This is a genomic window from Halorubrum sp. ARQ200, from assembly GCF_005435115.1.
GTDB lineage: Archaea > Halobacteriota > Halobacteria > Halobacteriales > Haloferacaceae > Halorubrum > Halorubrum tropicale.
The window spans coordinates 39,515-49,940 of the sequence record NZ_SGTZ01000020.1; the positions used below are offsets into that span (position 1 = coordinate 39,515).

12 protein-coding genes are annotated in these 10,426 nt (G+C 72.3%); 4 read left to right on the forward strand and 8 right to left on the reverse strand.

The genetic code is table 11. The features are described from left to right. Nucleotides 1-25: 25 nt before the first annotated feature. A complete protein-coding gene (locus EXE50_RS16625) occupies nucleotides 26-1,174 on the reverse strand; it encodes an ATP-binding protein (protein WP_394347762.1) in 1,149 nt (382 codons plus the stop codon). 80 nt (nucleotides 1,175-1,254) lie between these two features. Between EXE50_RS16625 and EXE50_RS16630 the strand changes: the two genes are divergently transcribed. Next, the gene (locus EXE50_RS16630) at nucleotides 1,255-1,731 is read left to right on the forward strand and encodes a carboxypeptidase regulatory-like domain-containing protein (protein ID WP_137705612.1); all 477 of its coding nucleotides are present in this window, start codon (nucleotides 1,255-1,257) and stop codon (nucleotides 1,729-1,731) included. 28 nt (nucleotides 1,732-1,759) lie between these two features. Here EXE50_RS16630 and EXE50_RS16635 read toward each other — a convergent pair whose 3' ends face one another. The 4 genes from EXE50_RS16635 to EXE50_RS16650 all read right to left on the reverse strand — a co-directional run bounded on the left by EXE50_RS16635 (nucleotide 1,760) and on the right by EXE50_RS16650 (nucleotide 4,355). Next, nucleotides 1,760-2,527: a protein-L-isoaspartate O-methyltransferase gene (locus EXE50_RS16635; RefSeq protein WP_137705613.1), complete on the reverse strand. Its 768-nt coding sequence runs from the start codon at nucleotides 2,525-2,527 to the stop codon at nucleotides 1,760-1,762. 49 nt (nucleotides 2,528-2,576) lie between these two features. Beyond that, the gene (locus tag EXE50_RS16640) at nucleotides 2,577-3,209 is read right to left on the reverse strand and encodes a protein-L-isoaspartate(D-aspartate) O-methyltransferase (RefSeq protein WP_137705614.1); all 633 of its coding nucleotides are present in this window, start codon (nucleotides 3,207-3,209) and stop codon (nucleotides 2,577-2,579) included. A gap of 145 nt (nucleotides 3,210-3,354) precedes the next feature. Beyond that, complete coding sequence (hsp14, locus tag EXE50_RS16645; protein WP_053771851.1) at nucleotides 3,355-3,768, reverse strand: archaeal heat shock protein Hsp14; 414 nt, start codon at nucleotides 3,766-3,768, stop codon at nucleotides 3,355-3,357. A 98-nt stretch (nucleotides 3,769-3,866) separates the two neighbouring features. Continuing rightward, nucleotides 3,867-4,355, reverse strand: a complete 489-nt coding sequence (locus EXE50_RS16650; RefSeq protein ID WP_053771852.1) for an Hsp20/alpha crystallin family protein — start codon at nucleotides 4,353-4,355, stop codon at nucleotides 3,867-3,869. 95 nt (nucleotides 4,356-4,450) lie between these two features. On the opposite strand from EXE50_RS16650, the gene EXE50_RS16655 reads away from it, so the two are divergent. From EXE50_RS16655 to cysS, 3 genes are all read left to right on the forward strand, one after another. Continuing rightward, on the forward strand, nucleotides 4,451-5,836 hold the full coding sequence (locus EXE50_RS16655; RefSeq protein ID WP_137705615.1) for a deoxyribodipyrimidine photo-lyase: 1,386 nt from the start codon (nucleotides 4,451-4,453) through the stop codon (nucleotides 5,834-5,836). Nucleotides 5,837-5,905: 69 nt separating this feature from the next. Then, the gene (ilvA, locus tag EXE50_RS16660) at nucleotides 5,906-7,168 is read left to right on the forward strand and encodes a threonine ammonia-lyase (protein WP_053771854.1); all 1,263 of its coding nucleotides are present in this window, start codon (nucleotides 5,906-5,908) and stop codon (nucleotides 7,166-7,168) included. Between the two features lie 408 nt (nucleotides 7,169-7,576). Next, nucleotides 7,577-9,064, forward strand: a complete 1,488-nt coding sequence (gene cysS / locus EXE50_RS16665) for a cysteine--tRNA ligase (RefSeq protein ID WP_053771855.1) — start codon at nucleotides 7,577-7,579, stop codon at nucleotides 9,062-9,064. 32 nt (nucleotides 9,065-9,096) lie between these two features. On the opposite strand, the gene EXE50_RS16670 is transcribed toward cysS, so the two are convergent. The 3 genes from EXE50_RS16670 to EXE50_RS16680 all read right to left on the reverse strand — a co-directional run bounded on the left by EXE50_RS16670 (nucleotide 9,097) and on the right by EXE50_RS16680 (nucleotide 10,301). Further along, nucleotides 9,097-9,378, reverse strand: coding sequence for a hypothetical protein (locus EXE50_RS16670; RefSeq protein WP_053771856.1), 282 nt, complete (start codon nucleotides 9,376-9,378; stop codon nucleotides 9,097-9,099). 55 nt (nucleotides 9,379-9,433) lie between these two features. Beyond that, nucleotides 9,434-9,709 carry a winged helix-turn-helix domain-containing protein gene (locus EXE50_RS16675; protein WP_053771857.1) on the reverse strand — a complete coding sequence of 92 codons (276 nt, stop codon included), beginning with the start codon at nucleotides 9,707-9,709 and terminating at the stop codon, nucleotides 9,434-9,436. Nucleotides 9,710-9,812: 103 nt separating this feature from the next. Next, on the reverse strand, nucleotides 9,813-10,301 hold the full coding sequence (locus EXE50_RS16680) for a fasciclin domain-containing protein (RefSeq protein ID WP_137705616.1): 489 nt from the start codon (nucleotides 10,299-10,301) through the stop codon (nucleotides 9,813-9,815). Between the last annotated feature and the right edge of the window lie 125 nt (nucleotides 10,302-10,426).

Below are 10,426 nucleotides of genomic sequence, written 5' to 3' on the forward strand. Positions count from 1 at the left end.
TTGTGCGTTCCGAGCCGCCTCGGCGCTACTCGGCGTCCGACGGCCGGCTGGCGCGGGGGCTCTCTCCCCCGTGCGGCGTGCGCCGTTCGCGGATCCGGACCGTGTGGGCCGTCTCCGTCGCGTCGTCGACGACGAGCGCCTCGCCGACGCCCTCGGGGAGCCGCGCGGCGAGGTCGCCGGCGAGGTACGTCGCTTCCGCCTCGGCGAGCCGGTCGACGTCGCGCGCGGCCGTGAGCCGGTGGGAGACGAGGAGGTCGGACTGGGAGACGGCGACGCTCGGCAGCGCGGCCGGCCGCTGGGTCGCACAGACCAGCGAGACGCCGGGCGCGCGGCCCCGCGTGAGGAGCGTCCGGAGCGCGGGCTCGGCGACCCCGTCGAAGAACGCGTGCGCCTCGTCGACGAGCAGCCACGGCAGCCGTCGGAGGCGCCCGTCGATCCGTGCGTCGTAGAGGCCGCGAGCGACCGCGCGAACGGCGGCCGCCGCGGCGGCGTCGGGCACGCCGGCGAGGTCGAGGACGGCGGGGTCGCCGTCGGCCGCGAGCGACGCGACCGGCGGCGCGTCGGCGTCGAATATTCCCCAGGAGGCCGCCAGCCGGAGGTGGTTCGCGGCGGCGCGGCGCGTCTCCGCCGGCGCGTCCGCGGCGGCGACCGCGTCCCGGAGCGCCGCGAGCGAGGGCGAGGCGCCGCCGTCGACCCCGTCGGCGACGACGCGCCAGACGAGGCTTCCCGGCCCGCTCTCGGGGTCGAGACCGAGTAAGTCCGGCCACGTCGACGGCGGTATCGAGCCCGGGCGGACCGCGGGGTCGACGACCTGTCCCCCGGCCGCTTCGAGGCCCCCGAAGACGCCCATCGGGTCGACGACGACCGGCGCGACGCCGTCGGCGGCGGCGAGCTCCTCCGCGAGGACGCCGAGCGTGTACGACTTCCCGGTTCCGCGCTTCCCGAAGACGACGCCCGCGTGCGGGCGGTCGAGGTCGACCCCGACGGGTGCGCCCGCGCTCCCGTCGCGAGCGAGGAAGGATCCGATCCGGGCGGTGTGGGACGGGAGGTCGCCGTCACGATCGATCGCGTCGCCGCAGTCGGAGTCGCGGTCGCTCGCGTCGCCGAGGTCGCGGCCGGGGTTGCTCGCGTCGTCGCCGTCGGGCTCCGGGCCGTCGCGGCCGAGTACGTACACGCGGACGGCTGGCCTCGGTATGAGATAAAAACGGTCGGGCGGCCGACCTTTTATACCGGATGCCGCGGCCAGCGGGGCGTATGTCCGATCGAACACACGACTCGCGCACCGCGAACCGCCGGACGTTCAGCACCGACACCCGCGCGATCGAGGGGCTCCCGGTCCGCCTCGTCATCGCGCTCGTCGTCGGCGTCGCCAGCCTCAGCGTGATGATGGGGATGATCGGCGACATCGACGGGTTGGCCGCGACGGAGCTCGACGCGCAGCCGCAGCCGGAGGTGACCACGCCCGGGGAGCAGTCGATCGACGTCGCGGTCGTCGACCCGGACGGCTCCCGCGTCGCCGACGCGACGGTGATCGTCCGCGGCGGCTCCGCGCGGATCGACGGCGTCGTCACCGCGGAGACGAACGGCGAGGGGATCGCGACCGTCGACGTCGACCCCGAGTTGGGGCCGAACCAGGCCGACGGGACGCTCACCATCGACGTCAAGCCGCCGGCGGAGGGCGACTACGTCGACGAGCGGGGGAACACCGAGGTGCTCGTCGTCGAGGAGTGACGCCGCGGCGGCGCGCTGCGAGAGGCGGTCAGAGCTGATCGTCCCAGTCGATCCAGTCCTGCTCCCAGCCGTGTCGGCGCTGCCGGCCGCGCTCGGCGCGCTCGGCGTCCTCGCGGCGGGTCCGGTTGCGTACCGTTCCCGGCTGTTCGCCGTCGACGAGCATCGGCTGGAGCCGTGCCGGGCCGTGGGTCGCGACCGTCTCGAACCCCGGCGGCGCCGGGTCGTCCCCGTCCTCGGGGGCGGTCGACGGCTCGATCGCCGCGACGGTCTGGACGCCCGCGCCGCGCGGGTATACGATCCGGCCCCCGGACGCCAGCTGTTCGCGGAGGGGTCGCGGCGGCTCGACCACGGCGGCTTCGAGGAGGATCCGGTCGTAGGGCGCGTAGGCGGGGAGCCCGTCGGCGCCGTCCGCGCGGTCGACGAGGACGGCGCCGTAGCCGGCCGCGTCGAGGTTCGACCGCGCGGCGTGGACGGCGGCGCGGTCGATGTCGACCGCGTGGACGCGCCGCGCGCCGGCGATCGCCGCGAGCAGCGCGACCGAGTAGCCGATCCCCGCGCCGACGACGAGGACCGAGTCGCCCTCGTCGGCGTCGAGCGCGGTGAGCAGTCGGACCAGCGTCGCGAGCGAGAGCGAGTGAGGGTCGTCGCCGTCGACGGCGCCCCCGCGGGGCGAGTCGTCGACGAAGGGGTCGCGGGGGACGCGCTGAAGGGCGGTCAGCACGGGCGGCTCGATCGGCTCGCCGATCTGGTGTTCGAGCCCCTCGATCATGTCCGCCCGGAGCGACGCGTCGTCCATGCGCCGTCTCGGGACTCGGTCCTCTAAAACTGTGCGTTCGGCCGCCCGCCTACCGCATCGGGACGAACCGCACGCCGCCGTGGTCCTCGCGGTCGATCCCGTCCTCGCGGGGGGTGAGCCGGACGAGCCGCTGGCGACCGCGCTCGCTGACGGGCGCGACGACGCGGCCGTCCGTCTGGACGCGGTCGACGACGGCGTCCGGGACCGCCTCCGGCGCCGCGCAGGTGAGGTACGCGGCGTCGAACGGGGCCGCGTCGGCGAAGGCCTCGCGCCCGTCGCCGGCCGACACGGTCACCTCGTACCCGAGGCGGTCGAGGCGGTCGCGGGCGGCGGCCGCCAGCTCCGGGACGCGCTCGGCCGAGAAGACGTTCCCCGGGCCGACGACCTCGGCGACGACCGCGGCGTGGTAGCCGCAGCCGGTCCCCACCTCGAAGACGCGGTCGCCGCGCTCGACATCGAGCAGGTCGGTCATCATCGCGACCATGTGCGGCGCGCTGACCGTCTGCCCGTGACCGATCGGGAGCGGTCGGTCGGCGTACGCCGACCCGCGCACCGACTCCGGAACGAACTCGTGTCGCGGGACGGCGCCGATCGCCGACAGCGTCCGCTCGCTCGCGTCGAGGCGGTCGCGGAGCGCGTTCACCAGGTCGCGCCTGGCGGCCGCGTGGTCGGCGTCGTTCATACGGAGAGTTACCACGGGGTCCGTGGAGAAAGCATCGGCCGGAAAGAGCGGGGGTCGGCTCGACCGCGACGCATCGAGTCGTTCGGTTCGCGTCGAGCACGGGTCGGTTCGCGTCGAGCACGGGTCAGTTCGCGTCGAGCACGGGTCAGTTCACGTCGATCCGGTGGCCCTCGTCCGCGTCGACGGCGTCGAGCGGGACCGTCACCGTGAGCACGCCGTGGCGGTACGTCGCGGTCGCGTCCTCGAGGACCGCGGTCGCGGGGAGTTCGATCGTCCGAGTGACGGACTCGTGACGGCGCTCGCGGCGGAGGTAGCGTCGGTCCCCGTCCTCGCGTTCCGTGTCGCGCTCGCCGGAGATAGTCAGCCGATCGCCGCTGGCGCGAACGTCGATCTCCTCGCGGTCGAAGCCCGGGAGGTCGGCCATCACGACGAACTCGTCGTCGTACTCGGCGACGTCGATGTCGGCGGCGCGGAGGTCGCGGCCCCAGGTCCGCCCGCCGGCGAAGGGCGTGCGGCCGAGGAACTGCTCGATCTCGTCGAAGGGATTCGTCGTGTTCATAAAGACAGAAAGGCGCCGTGAGATATTAAACACAGAGTGAGGCGTGCTATCCCACGACCGCGCCGGCGTCTCGGTTAGCGGCGGCGGCGCGCTCGCGCTCAGTTGACGTCGATCGTGTGCCCGCGGTCGTCGTCGGGCGAGCGCTTGGGGAGCGTGACGGTGAGCACGCCGGCGTCGAAGGCGGCCGTCGCCGCGTCGGCCTCGACCGGTTCGGGGACCGGGACGCGGCGCGAGACGGACCGGAGGCGGCGCTCGCGCCGGTGGTAGCGGACCTCGTCGCCCTCGTCCGCGTCGTCCGCGTCGTCGCCCTCGGCGGCGAACTCGGCGGACTCCTCCCGGGAGCCGGCGATCACGAGCGCGTCGTCGCGCAGCTCGACGTCCACGTCGTCGGCGTCGAACCCGGGGAGGTCGGCGACGACGGTGATCGACTCGTCGTCCTCGATCACGTCGACGTCCACCTCGCGGGCCCCGGGGAACCGCGGGACCTCGGGCCCGGCCCCCTCCAGCGTGCCGCCGAGTTCCTCGAACTCGCGGCCCATCCGTTCGAGCAGGTCCTCGATCTCGTCGAAGGGATCGCGTCGTGTCATACGGGTCAGGATTCGAGGCGGAGCGCCTTGAACGTACTGGCGGCGGGACCGGCCCCGGGCGACAGACACTATCTGCTGGCGCCCCTGGCGATCGTATGCGCCTGTTCTGGCACCGAGGCGACGCGCGGACGCGGGACAACGCCGGCCTCGCGGCGGCGGCCCGCGAAGGAACGGTCGTTCCCGTCTTCGTGTACGACGCGGACCTGCTCGCGACGGTCGGCGCGCGTCAGCGCGCCTTCTTCCTACGGCACGTGAAGCGCTTAGAGGAGCGGTATCGAGAACTCGGGAGCGACCTCGTCGTCCGCGCGGGCGACCCGGACGATGTCCTCGTCGACCTCGCCGACGAGCACGACGCCGAGGCGGTCGTCTACAACGAGCACTACCGGCCGGCCCGCCGGAACCGACAGCGCGCGGTCGAGGACGCGCTCGCCGGCGCGGGCGTCGCGACGGACTCCCGGACGGACCTCGTGTTGGTCGACCCCGGGCGGCTGGAGGAGCGGTACCCGAACCACAGCCAGTTCCACGGCGACTGGGAGGCCGTGCCGAAGCGCGGGCCGTACGCGGAGCCCGACCCGGACGCGCTGGCCGACGTGCGCGACGGGAAGACGGTCCCCGAGCCCGACGCCGACATCGACCTCCCGGGCGCCGGGTACGAGGCCGCGCGCGAGCGGTTCGACGAGTTCCTCGACTACGGGATCACCTCCTACAACGACACCCGCGACGACCTCTCGCGGGCGGTCGAGGCGCCGACGCACGCGGTCTCCAGGATGTCGCCGTACCTCGCGACGGGGGCGATCGGGATCCGCGAGGTGTGGGCGGGCGCGAGCGACGTCTACGACGCCGTGACGGGCGGCGAGCGCCGCAACGTCGACAAGTACCGCTACGAGCTGTCGTGGCGCGAGCAGATGTACCACCTGCTGTACTACACCCCCGACCTCGCCGTCTCGAACTACAAGTCGTTCCCCAACGAGGTCGCGTGGCGGGAGTCGGACGCGGACTTCGAGGCGTGGACCCGCGGCGAGACCGGCTACCCGCTCGTCGACGCCGGGATGCGACAGCTGAACGAGGAGGGGTACGTCCACAACCGCCCGCGGCAGGTGGTCGCGAGCTTCCTGACGAAGCACCTCCTGATCGACTGGCGGCGCGGGGCGCGCTACTTCACGAAGCAGCTGATCGACCACGACTACGCCTCGAACCACGGCGCCTGGCAGTGGACCGCCTCCACCGGCACCGACTCCGTCGACGTGCGCATCTTCGACCCGGTGAGCCAGATGTCGAAGTACGACGACGGCGCCCGATACGTGAAGGCGTACGTCCCTGAGCTGTCGGACGTGCCGGCCGGGAAGGTCGTCGACTGGCCGACCCTCTCGCGGGCGGAGCGCGAGGAACTGGCGCCCGACTACCCGCACCCGATCGTCGACCGGAACGAGGGGTACGAGCGGGCCCAGCGCGTCTTCAAGGAGGCGCTCGGGAAGCGATAGGTGCGGCCGGGGCGGAAACGGCGTTCCGTATCCGAGTTCTTTTCACGGGAACCGGCGAACACCGCGCCCATGTCCCCCGTCACGGTCGACGACGTCGAGGCCGCGGCCGAGCGGCTCGCCGGCACCGACATCGCCCAGCGCACGCCCGTCGAGCGGAGCCGGTCGCTGAGCGAGCGGTGCGGGGCCGACGTGCGGCTGAAGATGGAGCACCTCCAGCGCACCGGCTCGTTCAAGACGCGCGGCGCGTACAACGCGATCTCGCGGGCGGTCGACGGCTCCGGCGAGGGGGCCGACGAGCCCGCGGTCGAGCGCGTCGTGGCCGCGAGCGCGGGCAACCACGCGCAGGGGGTGGCGCTGGCGGCGTCCGACGCCGGGATCGACGCGACGATCGTGATGCCGGAGTCGGCGCCGGCGGCGAAGATCGAGGCCACCCGCGCGTACGGCGCCGAGGTCGTCCTCCGCGGGAGCGCGTTCCCCGAGGCGATGGCCCACGCCCAGACGCTGACCGACGACCCCGGGACGCGGTTCGTCCACGCCTTCGACGACCCGGACGTGGTCGCCGGCCAGGGGACGCTCGGCTTAGAGGTGCTCGACCAGGTGCCCGCCGCCGACACCGTCCTCGTCCCGGTCGGCGGCGGCGGGCTCGCGGGCGGCGTCGCGACCGCGGTGAAGGCGCGCTCGCCCGAGACGCGCGTGATCGGCGTTCAGACCGAGGGCGCGTCGACCCTCTCGGAGAGCCTCGCGGCCGGCGAACTCGTCACGCGCGACGAGCCGGACACCATCGCGGACGGCATCGCGACCGGCGGGCTGAGCGACCTCACCCTCGGCCTGCTGGACGAGCACCTCGACGGCGCCCTCGTCGTGAGCGACGACGACGTGGCGAGCGCGATCCTCCTGCTCTTGGAGCGCGCGAAACAGCTGGTGGAGGGCGCGGGCGCGACGGCCGCGGCCGCCCTGTTGAACGACGACGCGGTCGACGAGCTCGACCTCGCCGGCGAGACCGTCGTCCCGCTGCTCTGCGGCGGTAACATCGACGTGACGACGCTGAAGGAGGTGGTGACCCACGCGCTCGTCGACCGCGACCAGCTGATCGAGCTCTCCGTCCGCATCGACGACACGCCCGGGACGATGGGGGAGATAGCGACCCTGATCGGCGGCGAGCGCGCCAACATCCGGACGGTGCGCCACGAGCGCAGCCGCCCGGACCTGCCGGTGGGCGACGCCGACCTCGTGTTCGAGGTGGAGACGAACGGGCCCGCCCACGTCGACCGCGTCCTGACGGCGGTGCGCGAGGCGGGCTACGAGGTCGAGTGGACGACGCGCGAGGCGTGAGAAGCGAGGTCGGGTGTTTATAAACTGGACTGCGGTGGCGCGCGCCTCCGAGCGGCCGCCCCCGGCGGCCGCGAGGAGCGCGTGCGAGGGAGTCGGCCGACCGGAGCGAAGCGGAGGGAAGCCGACGAGGTTGGGGAGGTAAGAGGCGCGGTTGCGGTGCGGGGTGGGACTCGAAGGGGCGGCCGGGAGGCGGGCGCGGGCGACGCAAGCACCGCAGGGAGCGAACGGAGTGAGCGACCGAGGAGCACAGCGAGCGCGCGCCCGCCTCCCGGCCGGGGCTTCGGCGGTGTTCGCCTCGGCGACCATGTACCGCCGAACGACCGGAACTTTGGCGGCGTCTGTCGCCGATTCGTCCGCGTCTCGCTCGATCCGACGATTTGAAACGCTCACCTCGGCAACCACGTCGTAATGAGTCTCGTCGTTACCGACACCCTGGAAGGCGAGCGCGTCGAGTTCACGGCCGACGGCGACGTCACGCTGTACGTCTGCGGCCTGACGGTGTCGGACGACCCGCACCTCGGCCACGCCCGCCTGTGGTTCCACGCCGACGTGCTCCACCGGTGGCTCGAACACGAGGGGTACGACGTGCGCCACGTCGAGAACGTCACCGACGTCAACGAGAAGATCACCGCCCGCGTCGGCGAGCGCGACGAGTGGGCCGCCGAACGCGACGTGGCCGAGACGTTCACCGCGAGCGTCTTCGACGCGATGCGCGGGCTGAACCTCTTGCGCGCGGAGGTGTACCCCCGCGTCACCGAGCACGTCCCGGAGATAATCGACCTCGTCGAGACCCTGATACAGAAGGGGTACGCCTACGAGTCGAACGGCTCCGTCTACTTCGACGTGACGCGCTTCGACGGGTACGGGAAGCTCTCGAACCAGGACCTCGACGCGCTCGAAGCGCAGGGCGAACCGGACGAGCGCTCGGAGAAGCGCAACCCCGCGGACTTCGCGCTGTGGAAGGCCGACGGCGTCAGCGAGACCGCGGCGCGGGAGCACGCCAAACACGACCACGGCGCCGAGACGCCCGACGGCGAGACGTGGGACTCCCCGTGGGGCGAGGGGCGCCCGGGGTGGCACGTCGAGTGCTCGGCGATGTCGACGACGCACCTCGGCGACACGCTCGACGTCCACATGGGCGGGCGCGACCTCGTCTTCCCGCATCACGAGAACGAGATCGCGCAGTCGGAGGCGGCCACCGGCGAGGCGTTCGCGCGCCACTGGCTCCACGTCGGCCTCCTGGAGATGGACGGCGAGAAGATGTCCTCCTCCATCGGCAACTTCTGGACCGTCCCGGACGCCCTCGAGGAGCTCGGCGTCAACGTGGTCCGGACCTTCTACGCCGGCGCGGCCTACCGCTCCGAGCAGGCGCTCACCGAGGAGACGATCGCCGAGGCCGAGGAGCGCTGGGAGCGCCTCTCGCGCACCTACGACCGCGCCGTCGAGGCGCTCGACTCGACCGACTCCCGCGCGAAGGCCGCGGACGACGACCTCCGCGAGGCGGTCGCGACCGCGCGAGAGGGGTTCGCGGCCGCGATGAACGACGACCTCAACCTCCGGGAGGCGACCGCGGCGCTCCTCGATCTCACCGACGCGGTGAACCGCCACGTCGACGGGGTCGACGAGGCCGAGGACGCCTACGATTACCGCGGCCTCCGCGAGGCCGTGGCGGCGTTCGAGGACCTCGGCGGCGACGTGCTCGGGCTCCAGTTCGAGACGGAGAGCGGCGGCGACGTGGAGCTGGCGGGCGAGCTGGTCGAGCTCGTGCTCGACGTGCGCGAGGCCGAGCGCGAGGCTGGCAACTACGAGCGTGCGGACGAACTACGGGACGCCCTCCGCGAGGTCGGCGTCGAGATAGAGGACGGGCCGGACGGCGCGACGTACCGGTTCGAGTAGCGGGCGGAGCGGCGCTCGCTCGGACAGGGCAGTCAGTCCCAGGTCACGTAGACGAGGAACGCGATGCCGACGAACTCGAGGACCTGGAGGTACATCATCGCGCGGACCGCGGGCGTCGACATCTGCGGCGGGTTCAGGTAGTAGAACAGCGCCAGCGCGTTCTCCGCCAAGAGGAAGGCGGCGAACACCGCCGACCCGAGCGTGTGCTTCGACCGCACCTCGAGGTAGCTGCGCCCCCAGATGCCGAGGAGGACGAGCAACAGCAGGATGTTGACCCCCGCGGCGACTCGCGCCACGTCGAGCGTCAGGGTCATTCCGCGTCGCCTCCGATTCCACGATCAGTCGCCGCGTTCCAGGTTCGGGTCATGCTCACTCCAGTTGGTCGATGATGGATTCGACGGTCTCCCAGTTGTCTCGGGTGCGCTCGGTCGGTAGGTACACCGCGCCGTAGGTCTGTTCCGTGCTCTCGACCACGTCGTTCTCTTCGAGCACGTCGAGGTGGTGTCGCACGGTCTTGTACGCCAGGTCGAGGTCCTCTGCGAGCTGGTTTGCGTTCCGCGGGCGCTCGTCGAGCGCGCGGAGCAGGCGGGCCCGGTTGGGACCCCCTCGCGTTCCGGCCAGCACCTGCCAGAGAACCGGCTCCATCGACAGTACCGATCGGCGGAGCGGCCTATAAACGCGTGGATACCAGCACCGCGAGGGCGGAGGACGGGAGCGTCGGCGGGGACCATCTGGCGGCTCGGGGCCGCTACGGTTGTAACACGCCGTCGATGACGTGGATGATGCCGTTCGAGGCCTCGATGTCCGTGTCGACGATATCGGCTTGGTCGCCGTTGAGATCGGTCCCGTCGACGTCGACCTTCGCGCCGTTCAGCGTCGGCACCTGGCTCGCGTTGACGATCGAGTTCGCCTTCCGGCGGCCCGGCACGACGTGGTAGGTGAGCACGTCGCCGAGCCCGTCGACGTCGCCGACGTTGTCGACCGTGATTCCGGCGGCGTTGAACGCCTCGTCCGTCGGGGCGAACGCCGTGAGCTGTCTGTTCCCGCTCAGCGTGTCGACGAGCCCGGCCTCCTGGACCGCGGCGACGAACACGTCGAACCCGTCGGCCGCGACGGCCACGTCGACGATCGTTTCCCCCTCGCTCGGCGGCTTGGCGGCGGCCGCTCCGACGCCGCCGACCAGCGTCGCCGTTCCCGCGCCGAGGCCCTTCAGTACCGTCCGTCTGTTCGCGTTCATGGGAGACACCCGGCCGGGAGAACGTTTCAGTATGTATTCAATAATTTGGAGAAAGTAACCCGCATCCGGCACGAAAGCGACCCGAATCTTCGACAGTATTGCCGGTAGGGGGCGGCGACCGGACC